This is a genomic window from Nocardia sp. CDC153, from assembly GCF_035818515.1.
Classification (GTDB): domain Bacteria; phylum Actinomycetota; class Actinomycetes; order Mycobacteriales; family Mycobacteriaceae; genus Nocardia.
In genome coordinates this window covers 146,348-162,605 of the sequence record NZ_JAYKYU010000002.1, presented here as the reverse complement: position 1 = coordinate 162,605, position 16,258 = coordinate 146,348, and the positions used below count along the sequence as shown (strand labels likewise).

General features: G+C 67.0%; 17 protein-coding genes. 10 read left to right on the top strand and 7 right to left on the bottom strand.

The features are described 5' to 3' along the window. Positions 1–93 precede the first annotated feature (93 nt). Genes VMT65_RS08895 through VMT65_RS08885 form a run of 3 tightly spaced genes read right to left on the bottom strand, consistent with a single transcriptional unit; the run spans position 94 to position 3,053 of the window. A complete protein-coding gene (locus tag VMT65_RS08895; protein WP_326307577.1) occupies positions 94–1,047 on the bottom strand; it encodes an extracellular catalytic domain type 1 short-chain-length polyhydroxyalkanoate depolymerase in 954 nt (317 codons plus the stop codon). 47 nt (positions 1,048–1,094) lie between these two features. Beyond that, entirely contained in the window at positions 1,095–1,631 is a 537-nt protein-coding gene (locus tag VMT65_RS08890) for a gluconokinase (protein WP_326307576.1), read from the bottom strand. 9 nt (positions 1,632–1,640) lie between these two features. Next, the gene (locus VMT65_RS08885) at positions 1,641–3,053 is read right to left on the bottom strand and encodes a GntP family permease (protein WP_326307575.1); all 1,413 of its coding nucleotides are present in this window, start codon (positions 3,051–3,053) and stop codon (positions 1,641–1,643) included. Positions 3,054–3,177: 124 nt separating this feature from the next. Here VMT65_RS08885 and VMT65_RS08880 point away from each other — a divergent pair, with 124 nt between their 5' ends. Then, positions 3,178–3,942 carry a FadR/GntR family transcriptional regulator gene (locus tag VMT65_RS08880; protein ID WP_326307574.1) on the top strand — a complete coding sequence of 255 codons (765 nt, stop codon included), beginning with the start codon at positions 3,178–3,180 and terminating at the stop codon, positions 3,940–3,942. Here the strand turns inward: VMT65_RS08880 and VMT65_RS08875 are convergent. Continuing rightward, positions 3,901–4,347: a hypothetical protein gene (locus VMT65_RS08875; protein ID WP_326307573.1), complete on the bottom strand. Its 447-nt coding sequence runs from the start codon at positions 4,345–4,347 to the stop codon at positions 3,901–3,903. The two genes, VMT65_RS08880 and VMT65_RS08875, sit on opposite strands and share 42 nt — an antisense overlap. Before the next feature lie 178 nt (positions 4,348–4,525). Here VMT65_RS08875 and VMT65_RS08870 point away from each other — a divergent pair, with 178 nt between their 5' ends. The 4 genes from VMT65_RS08870 to VMT65_RS08855 all read left to right on the top strand — a co-directional run bounded on the left by VMT65_RS08870 (position 4,526) and on the right by VMT65_RS08855 (position 9,642). After that, entirely contained in the window at positions 4,526–6,007 is a 1,482-nt protein-coding gene (locus VMT65_RS08870) for a serine/threonine-protein kinase (RefSeq protein WP_326307572.1), read from the top strand. Positions 6,008–6,178: 171 nt separating this feature from the next. Then, positions 6,179–7,378, top strand: coding sequence for a cytochrome P450 (locus VMT65_RS08865; protein WP_326307571.1), 1,200 nt, complete (start codon positions 6,179–6,181; stop codon positions 7,376–7,378). A 35-nt stretch (positions 7,379–7,413) separates the two neighbouring features. Beyond that, positions 7,414–8,646: a cytochrome P450 family protein gene (locus tag VMT65_RS08860; RefSeq protein ID WP_326307570.1), complete on the top strand. Its 1,233-nt coding sequence runs from the start codon at positions 7,414–7,416 to the stop codon at positions 8,644–8,646. Between the two features lie 105 nt (positions 8,647–8,751). Beyond that, positions 8,752–9,642 (top strand): tetratricopeptide repeat protein, encoded by an 891-nt coding sequence (locus VMT65_RS08855; protein ID WP_326307569.1) that lies wholly within the window; start codon positions 8,752–8,754, stop codon positions 9,640–9,642. Here VMT65_RS08855 and VMT65_RS08850 read toward each other — a convergent pair. Then, positions 9,600–10,463, bottom strand: a complete 864-nt coding sequence (locus tag VMT65_RS08850; RefSeq protein WP_326307568.1) for an SDR family NAD(P)-dependent oxidoreductase — start codon at positions 10,461–10,463, stop codon at positions 9,600–9,602. The genes VMT65_RS08855 and VMT65_RS08850 overlap by 43 nt on opposite strands. Before the next feature lie 71 nt (positions 10,464–10,534). On the opposite strand from VMT65_RS08850, the gene VMT65_RS08845 reads away from it, so the two are divergent. The 3 genes from VMT65_RS08845 (at position 10,535) to VMT65_RS08835 (ending at position 12,501) form a co-directional block, all read left to right on the top strand. Then, on the top strand, positions 10,535–11,113 hold the full coding sequence (locus VMT65_RS08845) for a TetR/AcrR family transcriptional regulator (RefSeq protein WP_326307567.1): 579 nt from the start codon (positions 10,535–10,537) through the stop codon (positions 11,111–11,113). Positions 11,114–11,527: 414 nt separating this feature from the next. Then, entirely contained in the window at positions 11,528–12,052 is a 525-nt protein-coding gene (locus VMT65_RS08840; protein WP_326307566.1) for an Ltp family lipoprotein, read from the top strand. Between the two features lie 161 nt (positions 12,053–12,213). After that, positions 12,214–12,501, top strand: coding sequence for a hypothetical protein (locus tag VMT65_RS08835; protein ID WP_326307565.1), 288 nt, complete (start codon positions 12,214–12,216; stop codon positions 12,499–12,501). A gap of 77 nt (positions 12,502–12,578) precedes the next feature. Here the strand turns inward: VMT65_RS08835 and VMT65_RS08830 are convergent, their stop codons facing one another. Both VMT65_RS08830 and VMT65_RS08825 read right to left on the bottom strand, forming a co-directional pair. Continuing rightward, complete coding sequence (locus VMT65_RS08830; protein ID WP_326307564.1) at positions 12,579–12,983, bottom strand: SRPBCC family protein; 405 nt, start codon at positions 12,981–12,983, stop codon at positions 12,579–12,581. Between the two features lie 54 nt (positions 12,984–13,037). Then, complete coding sequence (locus VMT65_RS08825) at positions 13,038–14,456, bottom strand: amidase (protein ID WP_326307563.1); 1,419 nt, start codon at positions 14,454–14,456, stop codon at positions 13,038–13,040. 184 nt (positions 14,457–14,640) lie between these two features. Between VMT65_RS08825 and VMT65_RS08820 the strand changes: the two genes are divergently transcribed. After that, on the top strand, positions 14,641–15,048 hold the full coding sequence (locus VMT65_RS08820) for a hypothetical protein (protein ID WP_326307562.1): 408 nt from the start codon (positions 14,641–14,643) through the stop codon (positions 15,046–15,048). A gap of 190 nt (positions 15,049–15,238) precedes the next feature. Then, the gene (locus VMT65_RS08815; protein WP_442790235.1) at positions 15,239–16,246 is read left to right on the top strand and encodes an alpha/beta hydrolase; all 1,008 of its coding nucleotides are present in this window, start codon (positions 15,239–15,241) and stop codon (positions 16,244–16,246) included. The last annotated feature ends 12 nt before the right edge of the window (positions 16,247–16,258 follow it).

Below are 16,258 nucleotides of genomic sequence, written 5' to 3'. Positions count from 1 at the left end.
TGTTCGTTGGTTGTTTCACACGAGAGTTACCGGCAGGCAAACTCTGTGGCGGCCATCAGCTCACCGTACCGGTACGTCCATGTTGTCCGTTGTTCACCCGGGCTGTTTGCGGAACTGGGACAGGAACTGCCAGATCACCTCGGAGGCGTCGAATTGGTGGGAAACCTTGCCGACGAGGGCCTGGGGCAGATACTGGGGTCCGTCGGGCCAGGTGTGACCCCCATTGGCAATCGAATAGAGCTGCACCTTGGCCCCGTTGGCGCATTCGGAGGACCGCACGGTCACCGAGGTCCCGTCGTCGGTGCGCTGGGGGAGTTGGGTGGTGGATACGGCGTCGCAGGCGTTCTTCTCGCGCCACAGCTGTTGGGTGGCGTCGACCGACAGGACCGGGCTCGAGCCCGCGCCGTGATGGCCGGAGGTGATGCGCACGACGCCGCCGTCGTAGGGCACGATCGGATCGGAGGTGCCGTGGATCTCCAGGACCGGCAGGGAATGGGTTGGGGCGCAGGCGGATACGTCGGCCTCCGGCAGCGGGCCCGCCACCGGCGCGATGGCGGCGAGCTTGTCGGACAGGCGGCAGCCGAGATCCTCGGTGAACATGCCGCCATTGGACATGCCGGTCGCGTACACGCGTGACGGGTCGACCGAGTCGTCGGCGATGACGCGATCGATCACGGCGGCAATGAAACCCACGTCGTCGATATTGGCGGCGCTGGCATTGGTGTCGTCGCCGCGGCCGTCGTTCCAGGACTTCTCATAGCCTTCGGGGTAGACGGCGATGAAACCGTTCGCGTCGGAGAGCTTGTCGAAACCGAAGGCGGAGGCCGTGTTCTGGGCGGAGCCTCCGCCGCCGTGGAACACCAGCACGGCCGGCAGCGGGCCCGGCGGGCGGTTGGCGGGGTAGTGGACGAGGTATTGCCGCTGGAGCCCGCCGAATTCGAGGGTCACGGTGGTGTCGGCGGCGGCGCGGGCCAGCGGGTGCGAGCACCCGGCGGCCATGAACACGGTGGACAGTGCGATCGCGGCGGCGATTCTGGGTGCGTACACGCAGGTGATCGTAGAGATCGCGGCTGAAGCTGAGCTGAAGCTTCGAATCAGCTGTGAGCGCGAATGGCGGCCAGCGTCGCGGCGGCGACTTCGCCTGGAGGCGGGCCGATTTCGATGCTGACAATGTGCTCGTCTGGGGACGGTGCCTCGAGGGTCTGCAACTGGGAATCCAAAAGCCCGGGCGGCATGAAGTGGTCCATGCGCGCAGTCAAGCGGCGTTGCAGGTCCTCGCGTGAGCCCGTCAGGTGCACGAAGGTGAGCACGGCGTCGGGATGACCGATCATGCTGCCGCGCAGGACATCCCGGTACGAGCGTTTCAGTGCCGAGCAGGTGACGATGGCCGAGCGGCCCGCCGTCACCTCTTGGGACATCCAGCGCGCGATCGCCTCCAGCCACGGCTTGCGGTCCTCGTCGGTGAGGGCGTGTCCGGCATGCATTTTCGCGATGTTCGCGGGCGGGTGCAGGTCGTCGCCCTCGAGGAGGTCCCAGCCCAGGGTGCTGACGAGCATGCCCGCCACCGTGGATTTGCCGGAGCCGGAGACGCCCATGAGGACGACGATGTGCGGTCGCGCGCTGGATTCCATCTCTTCTCCTTAGACGACCGCGCTCAGGGCGAGGACACCGGCCAGGCCCGCCAGCGAGATCACGCACTCCATGACGCTCCAGGACTTCAGCGTCTGCCCCACATTCAGGCCCAGGTACTCCTTGACCATCCAGAACCCGGCGTCATTGACGTGCGAGAGGAACAGCGAGCCCGAGCCGATCGCCAACACCATGAGCGACACGTGCGAGGTGCTGAGTCCAGCGGCCACCGGGGCGAGAATGCCCGACGCGGTCACGGTCGCGACCGTCGCCGAACCGGTGGCGACGCGAATCAGCGCGGCCACGAACCAGGCCAGCAGCAGCACCGGCAGGCTGGAGTCGCGAATCGCGTCGGCAATGGTGTTGGCGATGCCGGTGTCGACCAGTACCTGCTTGAAGCCGCCGCCCGCGCCGACGATGAGCAGAATCCCGGCGATGGGCGGCAGGGCGCTGTTCATGGTGTCGGCCAAGGACTCCCGGGTCATGCGCCCGCCGCGGCCGAGCACGAGCATGCCGACAATGAGGGCGATGCCCAGGGCCACAACCGGGGTGCCGAGAACGTCCAGGAGCTTCTTGACCGACGATCCGGACTTGGGCGAGACCACGTCGAACACGGCGCTGCCGAGCATGAGAACGACGGGAAGCAGGATCGTCGCCAGCGTGGCGGCGAAGCTCGGGCGCGGCTTCTGCTCCTTCTCCTTCTCCTCGTCCTCGGCCGCCTCGGTCGAGAACAGCTCCGGCACCGGCACATTCACCCAGCGCGCGGCCAGCTTCCCGAACAGCGGACCGGCCAGAATGACGGTCGGTACGGCCACCAGCACACCCAGACCCAGTGTCAGCCCCAGATCGGCCTTCAATGCCGACACCGCGACCAGTGGACCCGGATGTGGCGGCACCAAGCCGTGCATGGCCGAGAGCCCGGCCAGCGCGGGAATCGCCACCGCCAGCAAGGGAAGTCGCGACCGGTTGGCCACCAGCAGGATGACCGGCATCAACAGCACGACACCGATCTCGAAGAACATGGGCAGGCCGATGATGGCGCCGACCAGGCCCATCACCCACGGCAGCGCCCTGGGCCCGGCCCGGCTCACCAGCGTGTCGACGACCTGATCCGCGCCGCCGGAATCGGCGAGCAGCTTGCCGAACATCGCGCCGAAGCCGATGAGAATGCCGACGCTGCCCATGGTCGAGCCGAAGCCCTTCACGAACGAGGCGACGGTGTCGGCGGCACCCAGCTTGGCGATGAGTCCGACGGTGACCGCGCCGATGGCCAGGGCCAGGAAGGGATGCAGTTTCAGCCAGGTGATCAGGCCGACGATGAGCGCGACACCGATCAGGGCCGCGGTAATGAGCTGGGCGCTACCGGCGTGGTGGGTGGCCGCGTCGGCCAGATTCACCACGGCGAGTGGAGTGAGGTTGTGCATGACGCTTCTTCGAGTCGGGGTGGAGTGATCCAGGGCACAGAGACCTAATATGGAGGACTATATCAAGTCGATGCGCGAATAAGTACTACGTATTCGACGCGGGATGCCGATAGGTATGCCTCAGATGTGTGACACTGAAGCCATGGTCGAGAGCGCCGAATCCCTGCCGCTGCACGAATCGGTGCTGGATCGGCTGGGCTCCGACATCGCCTCCGGCGCGATCGCGCCCGGCGCGCGCATCTCCTCCGACGAGATCGCGACCCGCTTCGAGGTCTCCCGCACGGTCGCCCGCGAGGTCGTGCGGGTGCTGGAGTCCCTCGGCATGGTCGGTGTTCGCCGCCGTGCGGGCATCACGGTGCTCGATCCCGCGCACTGGAATGCCCTCGATCCCAAGCTGATCCGCTGGCAGCTCGCGGGCCCGAACCGGTTTCCGCAGCTGGCCTGGCTGGCCGAACTGCGTTCGGGCATAGAGCCGCTCGCCGCCCGCCTGGCCGCCGCCAATGCCACCCCCGACCAGTGCGCGACCCTCACCGCCGCGGTCATGGGCATGTCGGCCACCGCCCGCGCGGCCAATACCGCCGCCTATCTCGAGCACGACGTCACCTTCCACGCGACGCTGCTCGCCGCGTCCGGCAACCCGCTGCTCGCGGTCTTCGCGCCGATTGTGCGCGAAGTGCTCACCGGCAGAACCGAACACGAGCTCATGCCCGCGCAGGCGAATCCGCGGGCCCTGCAATTGCATGCGGCTATCGCCGCAGCCATCCAAGGCGGCGACGCAGCCGCCGCCGAAGCCGCCATGCGCGAAATCGTCGCCGAGTCCGCGACCGCCATCGCCTGCTTGCAGCCGTCAGGGCACGATCAGGTACCACTCGGCCCAGGGACCCTGTAGCGGCCAACTGTTGGCGAAGAGTTTGGCCAGACCCATGCCCATCCAGAGATCGACGGTCTGGGTCTCGCCCGCCGTCGTCCCCGCGTGGACATACACGTCTCGGGTGCCGGTTCCGGCCGAGCCCAGCCACGCCAGGGCGATGTGATTGCCGCACGGGCCGCTGATGTAGCCCAGCGGCGACACATGCGCGATCACGTGACCAGGCATTCCATGCGCGGCCTCCAGGCCCACATAGATCGCTCCGGCGCAGAAGTTCGCGTCCCCGAAGGTCAGGATGGTCGACCCGAGCGGCGCGAATTCCGGTATCCAATCCGCCCGCGCGGGTGTCGCATTCACGCCGCACACCGCGGCCGCGATCCCCAGCGCCGCCGCCGTCCCCGCCAGCATCCGTCGCAGTGTTCTCATCGGATGTCCTTCCCGCCGAGTACAACTCGCGAGTAGTTCCAATCTGAAGGATATCGAATTCACCTGTGTCGCACGGGCGGTCCGGCGGGTCGAGGCCCATGGACATGGCGGACTCGTGGGGCATTCGATCGGCGTGGATCGGTATTGTCTGCGGTGCGGGTGAATCGGGAGGAAGAGGTTGGCTGAGCAACTCCGGCCGGGAGTGATCTTCGCCGGGTATCAAGTCGAGCGGTTGCTCGGTACCGGTGGCACGGGTGAGGTCTATCTGGCCCATGACCGAGACCTACCCAGATTCGTCGCATTGAAGCTGCTCAACAGCGTTGCGGGCGATGACGACGAGTCCCGGCAGCGGTTCCTGCGCGAGGCCAATATCATTGCCCGGCTCGCGCATCCGAACATCGTCACGATCTACGCGCGGGGCGAGGAACAGGGCCGCCAGTGGCTGGCCATGGCCTACGTCGACGGGTCCGATCTCGCCGCCGAACTGCTGAACGGTCCGCTCGAACCCAAGCGTGCCGCCGCCATCACCGCCGACGTCGCCCGCGCCCTCGATTACGCCCACGACGCGGGCGTGCTGCACCGGGACGTGAAGCCCGCCAATATCCTGCTCACCGCCCAGCCGCGAGAATGGGCGCTGCTCAGCGACTTCGGGATCGCCCAGTCCAATCACGAGGTGCGCGGCATCACCGAGAACGGTGAGGTGATGGCGAGCTTCCAGTACACCGCGCCCGAGCGATTCCACGGCGAGGCGCGGGTGGATCGGCGCTCGGATGTGTATTCGCTGGGCTGCACGCTGTTCGCCATGCTCACCGGTGTGCCGCCGTACGCCGACGGGGATCTGCCGCGCCTGATCTATGGGCACGTCAGTGCGCCGGTGCCCTCGGTGCGCCCGCTGAATCCGGCGCTGCCGCCCGCCCTGGATCCGATTCTGGCGCGGGCCATGGCCAAGAACCCGCGCGACCGATTCGCCACCTGCACAGAGCTAGCGGCCGCGGTGAACGCGGCGCTGGCCGCGGCTCGGCCGCGCCCGCCCGCCCCGCCGCCGCGAGAAACGGGTCGGCACAGCGCGAACGAGGTATCGCGGTCGTGGCGGCGATCGCGGACCGTCCTGGCCTTCTCGGCGGTCGCGTTGCTGGCCGGTGCCACCGCGGCCGTTGTCGGGCTGATCTCGTCGCTCGTGACGCCGAGTTCGCATTCGGCGGCCATCCTCACCACCACCGCTGCGAGCAAGTCGGTTCCGAGCAGCGCGCCCGCCTCGCTCACCACCTCCGCGAGTTTGGCCGCCGACGGCTGCCCGTCGCGCCGGACGCCCGATGGCGTGTCCGGAATCGATTCCGGCAACACCACCTCCGGGCCGGACGCCATCCTCGGCTTCCAATACGCCTACTACGTGCTGCGCTCCGGTCCCGCCGCACGGCAATTCGTGGCCGACGACTCCGCGAGCGTGGCCGACGCGCCGAAGATCCAGTCCGGCATCGACTCCGTCCCGTTGGGCACCCGCTACTGCGTTCAGGTGAGCCGAATCTCGCCCACCGACAACGACCATTGGTCGGTCAAGATCACCCAGCAGCCGCCGGGGCAGCTGCCCGACGTGTTCACCCAGACCGTCACCACTCGCACCGACGGCAATCGGACGCTGATCACCTCGATCGACGAATAGCACCGCGCGACAAAGACGGTGGGTGTGCTGGCGGGCTGCTAGTGTGCCAAGCGTTGGCTCGATCGGGGTGACTCGGTGGGTTGGTGAAAGCTGTTCTTCGGTAGGGAGTTTCGGTTGGAGACGACGGGGTCGTGGCGCGATTTCTCGGGGGCATCGGCGGGTTGTCCGGTGATGAGTCGGGGGGAGGTGCCTCGGATTCCCTTGGGGACAGCGGAATTCGCGGCCGATCCGCACGGCGCCTATCGGGAGATGCGGCGCAAGCACGGCGCCATGGTGCCCATCGAACTGTCGCCGGGTGTGCCGGCGACGCTGGTGGTGAACTACCGGACCGCCTTGCGGATTCTCAATGATCCCGAACACTTTCCCGCCGATCCGCGGGTGTGGCAGGAGGGGATTCCCGACGATTCGCCGGTCAAGCCGATGATGCAGTGGTATCCGAACGCGCTGCGCAACTCCGGGGCCGAGCACGCGCGGTACCGGCAGGCCTATACCGCGGCCATCGACGGGATCGATTTGCACGCGGTGCATTTCACCGTCGAGCAGATCGCGGGGCCGTTGATCGCGGCGATCGAGGCCGAGGGCGCGGCGGATCTGGTGTCGCAGTACGCGCTGCCGCTGGTGTTCGAGGTGCTCAATCAATTGGTGGGCTGCTCGGCCGATATCGGTCAGCGGGTGGCCACCGGGATGGCGGCGCTGTTCGATACCGTCAACGCGGCGTGGGGAATGCAAACGCTGGGGGAGGCGCTGCTGGAGTTGATCGCGCTCAAGCGCGCCGAGCCGGGCGATGACGTCACCTCCCGAATGGCCCATCACGCGGCGCGTCTCAATGACGAGGAGATGCTGTATCAGCTGGTCAGCTTCTACGGCGCGGGCATCGAGCCCATGCAGAATCTGATCAGTAACACCCTGCTGCTGATGCTGACCGACGACCGGTTCGGCGGAGATGTGCTGGGTGGCAGCCTATCCACGCGGGACGCGCTCGACGAGGTGTTGTTCAACGACCCGCCGATGGCCAATTTCGCCATCAGCTATCCGCGGCAGCCCATTCTGATCGACACCACCTGGCTGCCCGCGCATCAGCCGGTCATGATCAGCCTCGCGGCCTGCAACAACGATCCGGAGATCGCGGGCGGCGATCGCACCGGCAACCGCTCGCATCTGGCCTGGAGCGCGGGACCGCACGCCTGCCCCGCCCGCTCGGTCGCCTATCTGGTCGTGCAGACCGCCATCGACCAGCTGCTCGATGCGCTGCCCGATATGCAGCTGTCGGTTCCGAAGCACGAAATCTCTTGGCGTCCAGGGCCGTTCCACCGCGCCATGGTGGCACTGCCGGTCGAATTCCCGATCACCCCCGCGCTGCGCGCGGTGTAAACCCGCGCTACGCGCGAAATCAAGGAGCACTACCTATGTCCAACAGCCCGATCGTGCTGGATGTCACCGGCGCGGATATTCAGGGCGAGTCCGCGCGGATTCGCGAGCAGGGCTCGGTCACGCTGGTCGAGTTGCCCGGCGGTGTGCCGGCGTGGTCGGTTACCGATCAGGCCGTGCTGAAGAGCCTGCTCGCCGACCCGCGCGTGTCGAAGGACCCGCGCCAGCACTGGGCGGCGTTCCGCAATGGCGAGATCACCGAGGCGTGGCCGCTGCTGCCGTGGGTGATCGCGGAGAACATGTTCACCGCCTACGGTTCCGACCATCGCCGCCTGCGCAAGCTGGTGTCCCCGGCGTTCACCAACCGCCGCACCACCGCCATGCGCGAGCGCATCGAGGCCATCGTGACCGAGCTGCTCGACGAGCTGGCCGCGCTGCCCGAGGGTTCGCAGGTGGACCTGCGCTCGCTGTTCGCCTACCCGGTGCCGATCAATGTGATCTCCAGCCTGATGGGTGTGCCCGAGCATCTGGACGAGGCCATCCACAAGTGCGTCGACGGCTTCTTCGACGGCTCGTTGACGGCCGAGGAGTCGATGGCCAACTACCTCGAAATGGCCGAGCGCATCGGCGAACTCGTCGCCTACCGCCGCGACAACCCGGGCGACGACATCACCTCCGCCATGATTGCCGCGCGCGACGACGAGGACGGCTCGCAGCTGAGCGAGGCCGAACTGGTCGCGACCCTCATGCTGGTCATCAATGCCGGGCACGAGACCACCGTCAACCTGCTCGGCCAGGCCGTGGTCGCGCTGCTCGCCCATCCCGAGCAGCTGGCCGACGTGCTCGCCGAGCGCGCGTCCTGGAGCGACGTCATCGAGGAGACCCTGCGCTATCAGGCCCCCGTCGCCCACCTGCCGCTGCGATATGCGGTGGAGGACATCGACATCGACGGCCACACCATCCCCAAGGGCGAAGCCATCCTCGCCTCCTACGCCGGAGCCAGCCGCGACCCCAAAATCCACGGCGAAACCACCGACACCTTCGACATCCACCGCGAAACCAAGGACCAACACGTAGCTTTCGGCCACGGCGCCCACCACTGCCTGGGCGCGCCGCTGGCCCGCCTGGAAGCTTCCATCGCCCTCCCGGCCCTGTTCGCCCGCTTCCCGGACCTCCGCCTGGCCACGGAGGCCAAGGATCTGACCCCCCTCGGCAGCTTCATCTCCAACGGCCACACCGCCCTCCCGGTCTTCCTCACCCCTGCGGAGTAACCGCCGCCCTCGCGGGCCGGCCCAACCCGGCCCGCACACGGCAACCGCACTCTCCCAATATATTTCGGGTCTGGACGGCGGGTCTGTATCCCATACTGTGGTCGGATGTCCGTCGATGTCGTCCTGGCGAATGTGTTGGCTCACTGCGGTGGTGATCGTGAACGGGCCGCCCGCTATCTGTCTCGTGCGATCGCCGCCGCGCCGTCCGACGCCGAGGTTTACGCGGCTGCGGTCGAGTTGCTACCCACCCTCGGTGAGTTGCCCGGCAATGATGCGACTGTCGCGCCGCTGTTGGCCTTCGCCCACTTCTTGGACGGTCGGTTGGACGATGCCGTTGTCACTCTCGGTGCGCTCAGCGGCGTCAGTCCGCACATACCGTGGGCCGACGCGCCGTGGTTCGCCGACGTGTCCTTCCTGTCCGCGGTAAGTATCGAAGCCGTGCGGGAGGCCGTGTGTCTGCTCTTCGACCATGCGGCGGTGCCCGAGGATGCCGCCGCGGTGCCGTGGTCGCGGGCGATCGAGACGATCACGGCTCGGCCGGAGTTGGGTCCCGAAGACTTTGCCGGGCTGGCGATCTCGCTTCGCCTGTTGGGTAGGACGGACGAGTCGCTGGCGCTGTGCGACCGCGCCGACCGTATCGGCCGAACCATGCTGACCGAGGTCGTTCGAGGCGGGACCTGGCGGCTACTGGGAAACCTCGACGAATCGGCCGCGGCATTCCACCGCGCACTCGCCCTGGAGCCGGACAACTGGTCTCTATATCTCGACCTGTCCGACCTGCACGCGGAGCGCGGCGACCATCCCGCCGCCCTCGCCGTCGCCCAGGCGGGCCTGACCCACGCACCGAACGAACCCAAGCTGCTCGCCGCTCGAGCCGCCCACCACGCTCGTCTGACCGGCACCGCAGCCGCACTTCGTGAATTCGACCGCCTCGCCCCCGACATCGACCCGGCCTACTCCCGCTGGCTCCGCGACCAGGCGACCGGTGCCGATTGACCGGTCGGGACGAGTCGCCGCATCGTTGCGTCCCAGAGGCGGTCGCCGAGTAGGTGTCGCACCCGGGGCATGACACGGGCCTGGGAACCGATTCGATATCGCGCTTTGGGCGATTTGGCGGTGATCGCTTTCACGATGACGTCGGCGACTGTGTTCGCGTCGAGAACACCACCTGCGGTAGGTCGGTGGGTTCGTTCGATCATGGTGATCACGTTGTGTTTGAACGCCTCGTAGGGGCCGCTACCGATGGGCATGGTGGCCTGCCCGGTCGCGATGAACTCGCTGCGGACCGCACCCGGTTCCAACAGCACCACCCGAACACCGAAGTCGCGGACCTCGAAACGCAATGCGTCGCTGAGTGCTTCCAACGAGTACTTGGTCATGCTGTAGGCGGCCGAGGCGGGCGGGGTGACCAGGCCGGCGGCGGAGCCGAGGTTCACGATGGTGCCGCCGTGCTGCTCCCGCATGCCCGGCAATACCAACTGGCACAGCCGGATCAGGCCGAAGACATTGGTCTCGAATTGTTGACGCAGGCTCTCGAGTGACACTTCCTCGACTGGGCCGATCTGGGAATACCCGGCGTTGTTGACCAACGCGCCCAGCCGCCCAGCGGCGTTCTCGATCGTTGCGACCGCATTGACGCGGGATTCCTCGATGGTCACATCCAGTTCGATGGTATGACAGCCCGCGGCCTCCAGTTCGGTGAGCGATTCGCGCCGCCGCGCCGAGGCCCACGTCGGTAGACCGGCTTTGACCAGCGCTAACGCTGTGGCACGCCCGATGCCGGACGAGCAGCCCGTGACAAGTACCGGACCCTTCATAACCCACCTCCAGTGAGACACCATCTGTCTCATTTCGAGAGTAGTGCATCTCTGCGGGCTACGCTCGATCAATGGGTGCGATCCGAGAGCGAACGGCGACGCTGATCATCGAGCGAGCGGCGATGGTCATCGCCGACAAGGGTGAAGACGCCAGCATGGCCGACATCGCGGACGCGGCCGGGATCGGCCGGGCAACCCTGTATCGCCATTTCCCCAACAGAGACGCTCTGGTCCAGGAGATGACAAGGGCCGCGATCAACGAACTCGGAGACCGGATCACCGACGCCCGCCTCGAAACCGTCCCCACCACCGAAGCGATCGCCAGACTCACCCGCGCCCTCATCGCAACAGGCAGCAAGTATTTCGCCTTGATGCGCCTCGGCCACAAACCCGATCCGACACACGTCGAACCAACCCTCGACGCACCGGTGCGAACCGTGCTGCAGCGCGGAATCGACACCGGCACACTACGAACCGACCTACCGATCGACACACTCGTGAACGTCTACGGCCGACTCCTGGACATGGGCCTCACGATGACCGCCGAACCGGGTATCGGAGTCGAGCAAGCTGCCGACACGGTAATGACAATCCTCCTCCACGGTATTGCCGCCCCCACCGCCAACAAGCCCCGCGGCCGTCGCCCCTGATGGCACCGGACACGGTAAGCCGCTGATACGCGCTTCGTTCACGGCTGCGGGAGAGCGCGCGACAGGCTGTTCGGGCACACTGACGACGTGCGACGCAAATGCAAGATCTGTACATCGATGGCAGAAACCACGATCGAACCGTCCATCGACACAGGCTTGCCCAGCCGCCGCACGGCGAAAGATATACCGGCCGTTCGGTTCTGAGCACTTATGTGGCCACCAGTCGGCCGGGCGATGTGTTGCGCCGAGTCCGTGCCGGCGGACCAGTAAATGCTCAGGGGACATGGACTGCCATCCCACCGACATCGCGTGCCTAACCGGCGCTCACCGCGCCTGACCGGCTAACAACACTCTGACGTCAGCAGATGGCACGACTGCATGATGCTTCACCCATCACCTGACGAATGGATACCCGTGAACACACCGACCCGCGTCGAGCCGTTGCCCGCCCCGCAGCCCAGCTACCCGTCGGCCGCGGACGGGCCGAGGAAGCAGAAGAAATGGGTGTGGTTGGTTGGGGCCCCGGTATTGGCTCTCGCCCTGGCGGCACCGGCATGGAACAGCGCTTTAGCAGCGGCTGATCACGCTCAACCGGATATCGCGGCGCCCGTTTCGCCACTCGCGGTCGAGTTTTCTCCCGCCAAGCAGGACATCACCTCCAGCCAGCGCAACGCCATCCAGTCTGCCCAGCAGTACCTCGACTACTCTGCCTTCTCCCGTAGCGGTCTGATCCACCAGCTGGAGTACGAGGGCTTCTCCACCGAAGACGCTACGTTCGCAGTGGACAGCCTGAACGTGGACTGGAACGAGCAGGCGGCAAAGTGCGCCAAGCAGTACCTCGATTACACCTCGTTCTCTCGGTCCGGACTGATCGATCAGCTGGTGTACGACGGCTTTACACGCGCCCAGGCCGAGTACGGAGTCAATGCCTCCTACTGACAACCTCTTTCGGCGGGAACTCCTATTGGAGAGAAGCGAGCACTTGCGGCGCGCAGCCGGTCGCAGTGCTCGCGCGGGAGGCCGCGCTTCGGGCGATTCACGTACCGCCGCTGGAAGGTTCGAGAACGCCCGCGCCTGCACGGTGATGCAGACTGGAGACCGTGGTGGAGGATCCGATCGAACTCGAAGTTCGGCGCGGACGGTTGCTGGCGCAGTTGAGTGAATTGCGTCGAGCGGTTGCGGAGCTGTCTGAGGAGTATGCGGCGCTGCCTGAGTCTGGGGTGATTATCGATACCGTTGGCGCTGGTGCCCTTACGACGCCGGGCTACTGTGTGGCCGGGGCTCGGGAGGTGTTGGAGGAGGTGCTGATCGAATTGGATGCGGCCGGGGATGCGATGCAGCGAGCTGCCCAGTACACGGCTCGACTGCGCGGCGTGGTGTTCGACTGAGTAGTAGCTCAGCCCACGAGCATGCAATTTGGCGGGTAAACGTCGAGAAGACGTCTGCTGGATTGCATGCTCGTGGGTTACGCGGATTCTAGGGTTTTCTTGAAGAGGGTGAGGGCTTGGTCCATGGTGGCTGCGTAGGGGGCTGCGAGGGAGTCGGGGAGGATGTCTCGGGACCAGATGAAGCGGGATGCGTTGGGGCCGTGGGGGAAGACTTGCATGACGGCGTTGTCGTGGAGGGGGGTGGGGGTGCCGGAGTAGACGGAGTAGACGAAGCGGTGGGAATCCGGGTCGAGGGTTATGAGGCGTTCTCGGACTACGGTGCCGTGGGTGAAGGTGACTTCGCGGGTGTTGTCGCCCAGGTCGGTGGTGGCGGTGACGAGGGTGGGGGCCATGCGGAGGGGGCCGTTGATGAAGTCGGAGACCACTTCCCAGACCTGGTCGGGTGGGACGTCGATGAGGATTTCTCGGGAGATGGAAGCCATGAGGTGATCATTGCAGCCTGTCTCGGGAAGACGGCGTGGCATTGGGGTTTTCGATCAGCGGGTGGCGAGGGTGGGGCGGACGGTGGCGAAGCCGGTTGCCTGTTCGAAGGCGTGGCCGACCTCGAGGACCAGGCGGTCGCAGCGGTGCGGGCCGACGATTTGGAGGCCCACCGGGAGCCACGCGGTGGTGAAGCCGCCCGGGACCGACAATGCCGGGCAGCCGGTGGCGCTGATGAAATAGGCGGAGCGCATCCAGTCGAGGTAGGTGTGCATCGGCTCGCCCGCGATCTCTTCTGGATAGTCGAGGTCGATGTCGAAGGGCGGGACCTGGCTGACCGGGAGCAGGAGAATGTCGTAGCGTTCGAAGAACTCTCGGACTCGGTGGAACAGATTCGTATGGAGGACTTCGGCTTCGGCGATGTCGTCGCCCGTGAGACGCAGGCCCTCTTCGATATTGGCGACGAGGGTGGGCTTCATGTGGTCGCGGTGGGCCAATAGCGGTCCCAGGCCGAGGGCGAAATACCATGCCCGCAGGGTTCGGAAGACCTGTTCGGCACCGAAGAGGTCGGGGCAGTCCACGGTGACGATCGCGCCGAGGTCGGAGAACACGTGGACGGCGCGTTCCAGGACGTCACGGACCGCGCGATCGACAGGAACCGTCCCGCCCAGGTCGGGTGACCACGCCACGCGCAGCCCGCGCAAATCGCGCTCCAAGGGTGCCGCGAAGATCGATCCCGGCTCCGAAATCGATTGGGGGCTGCGCGGATCCGGGCCCGCCAGCACCGAGAGCAGCAGCGCCGCGTCGGACACCGTGCGTGCCATCGGCCCCTGCACCGCGAGGGTCTGCCAGGCCGCCGGATCCGGCCAGGTCGGCACCCGGCCGGGGGAGGGGCGGAAACCCACGACATTGCAGAACGAGGCGGGATTGCGCAGCGAGCCGCCCATATCGCTGCCGTCGGCGAGCGGATGCATGCCGCACGCCAGGGCGGCCGCCGCGCCGCCACTGCTGCCGCCCGCAGACTTGCCGAGGTCGTAGGGGTTTCGGGTCGCGCCGAAGACCGGGTTCACGGTGTGCGAGCCCGCCGCGAATTCGGGCACATTGGTCTTGCCGAGGGTGATCACCCCGGCCGCCTTCAGCCGCTCGATCACCAGCTCGTCCCGCGCCGGAACGTTCTCCGCCAGCAGCGGGCTGCCGTAGGTGGTGCGAATCCCCGCGGTGTCGTGGGTGTCCTTGTGCGCCATGGGAATCCCATGCAACGGACCGGGCTCCACCCCGTCGGCGAGTCGCTTGTCGGCCGCGTGCGCCGCGTCCAACGCCTGCTCGGCCACCAGGGTGACAATGGCATTGACCTTGGGATTGAGTCGCTCGATGCGGTCGAGATGAGCCCGCACCACCTCCACGGCGGACAGCTCGCGCCGCCGCAGCCAGCCGGCCAGTTCCCGAGCCGAGGCGTAACACAGATCGGAATCCACAGGCGCTCCTCATCATTCGCCCTGCGCCTCCATGGTCTCCCACGAGACCCGCGCCCGCGACCGTATACGGTCCCCGATTCGTGATTTTCCGGCCGGTCGGTTTTCCCGCCAGATGGGGCTCCGACGGTGGACCATGGAGGTCCGCTGTGTTCAACGAATGTCGAGCCCAGGAGGAACGAAACCCATGGTCACCACACGAATTCCCGCACGCGCCACGGCCGTCGTGATGGCGTTCGCGACCCTCGGCCTGACCGGGCTGCTCGCCGCCGCGCCGGCGCTGGCCGCCAATTCGGTCACCGTCGAGGCGGCCAAACCCTCGGCCGTCGGCATCGACTACACCTGCGAATCCGCCGCGGGCGTCGCGAGTATCGACGCCATGGTCGGCGACCCGAACGCGGATCGACCGGCCGCCACCGGCAGTCAGACCACCGTCACCTGCGACGGCTCCCCGCACACCGCCACCATCGCGCTGACCCCGATGGCGGGCGAGACGCCCCTGACCTCCGGCACGCCGGTGCAGGTGCGCGTGGCCCTGGTCGACCAGAGCGAAACCGTCGTCTCCGGCACCGCCAAACTCCTCACCCTTGACTGAGCCCCCGCACGCCCGAGTCCTCGGTGCGCAAGGTGTTCGCTGCGCGCAAGCAACCGGAAACCTGCCGTTAGAAGCGAGGTGCCAGACTCGCCGCCGCGCGCCCGATGAGCACCGGATCGGGGGCGCGGCGGCCCCAGAGAACCAGGACCCGGACGTGCGATTCCGCTCGATCATCTGCAGCGCGGCGATTATGGCGGCGGCAATGCTGGTCGCCCTGTCCTCGACGCCGTTCGACCGGGCCGCCATGGCCGAACCGGACATCGTGGCCCCCACCGATTCGCCGGTGGCACCGGATGGTTCGACCATTGTCGGCACCCGCGTCATCGACGACCGCCACCTCCGGCTGACGGTCCACTCCGCCGCCATGAACGCCGACTTCCCCGTCGACGTCCAGCGCGCCGCCGATGATTCCGCCCCGCGCCCGGTGCTCTACCTGCTGAGCGGCGGCAGCGGCGGCAAGGGCCCGGCGTCCTGGGACAGCCGCACCAATGCCTTCGACTTCCTGGCCGACAAGAACGTGAATGTGGTGCAGCCGATCGGTGGTGCGGCCTCCTATTACGCCGACTGGCGACTGCCCGACCCGCGGCTGGGCGTCATGAAGTGGACGACCTATCTCACCGAGGAACTACCCCCGCTCATCGACACCGCCCTTGCCACCAATGGCGTGAACGGCCTTGTGGGAGTGTCGATGTCGGGCACCTCGGTCCTGCAACTCCCGATCGCCAAGCCGGGCCTGTACCGCTCGGTCGCCGCCTACAGCGGCTGCGCGCGCATCGCGGACCCGGTGGGACAGGCCTTCGTTCGCATCACCGTCGGCTTCGGCGGGGGAGACGCCGCGAACATGTACGGCCCCTTCAACGACCCCATGTGGGCGGCAGAAGATCCGTACCTGCACGCCGACGCGCTACGCGGAGTCGACCTATACCTGTCGAGCGGCAACGGTCTGCCCGGCCCGCACGACCAGGCGGGGGATCGCCACTTCGCCGGTGGCGGAGACAATCTCGCGAACCAACTACTCGTGGGCGGCATCCTCGAGGCGGCCGTCGACCAATGCACCCGCGACATGGCCGACCGGCTGAAGGAACTCGGCATTCCGGCGACGGTCGAACTGCATCCCTACGGCACCCATTCCTGGGGCTACTGGGACGACGAGTTCCCCGCCTCCTGGCCAGTTCTCGCTCACGGCCTCGGCCTCTGACCACCCTCGAGC

Bases quoted from the DNA above. Each gene is read 5' to 3' on its own strand.
- VMT65_RS08880 (WP_326307574.1), top strand. From the start codon at position 3,178: ATGTGTGACACTGAAGCCATGGTCGAGAGCGCCGAATCCCTGCCGCTG.
- VMT65_RS08875 (WP_326307573.1), bottom strand. From the start codon at position 4,347: ATGAGAACACTGCGACGGATGCTGGCGGGGACGGCGGCGGCGCTGGGG.
- VMT65_RS08885 (WP_326307575.1), bottom strand. From the start codon at position 3,053: ATGCACAACCTCACTCCACTCGCCGTGGTGAATCTGGCCGACGCGGCC.
- VMT65_RS08890 (WP_326307576.1), bottom strand. From the start codon at position 1,631: ATGGAATCCAGCGCGCGACCGCACATCGTCGTCCTCATGGGCGTCTCC.
- VMT65_RS08865 (WP_326307571.1), top strand. From the start codon at position 6,179: ATGAGTCGGGGGGAGGTGCCTCGGATTCCCTTGGGGACAGCGGAATTC.
- VMT65_RS08855 (WP_326307569.1), top strand. From the start codon at position 8,752: ATGTCCGTCGATGTCGTCCTGGCGAATGTGTTGGCTCACTGCGGTGGT.
- VMT65_RS08815 (WP_442790235.1), top strand. From the start codon at position 15,239: ATGGCGGCGGCAATGCTGGTCGCCCTGTCCTCGACGCCGTTCGACCGG.
- VMT65_RS08830 (WP_326307564.1), bottom strand. From the start codon at position 12,983: ATGGCTTCCATCTCCCGAGAAATCCTCATCGACGTCCCACCCGACCAG.
- VMT65_RS08820 (WP_326307562.1), top strand. From the start codon at position 14,641: ATGGTCACCACACGAATTCCCGCACGCGCCACGGCCGTCGTGATGGCG.
- VMT65_RS08860 (WP_326307570.1), top strand. From the start codon at position 7,414: ATGTCCAACAGCCCGATCGTGCTGGATGTCACCGGCGCGGATATTCAG.
- VMT65_RS08845 (WP_326307567.1), top strand. From the start codon at position 10,535: ATGGGTGCGATCCGAGAGCGAACGGCGACGCTGATCATCGAGCGAGCG.
- VMT65_RS08850 (WP_326307568.1), bottom strand. From the start codon at position 10,463: ATGAAGGGTCCGGTACTTGTCACGGGCTGCTCGTCCGGCATCGGGCGT.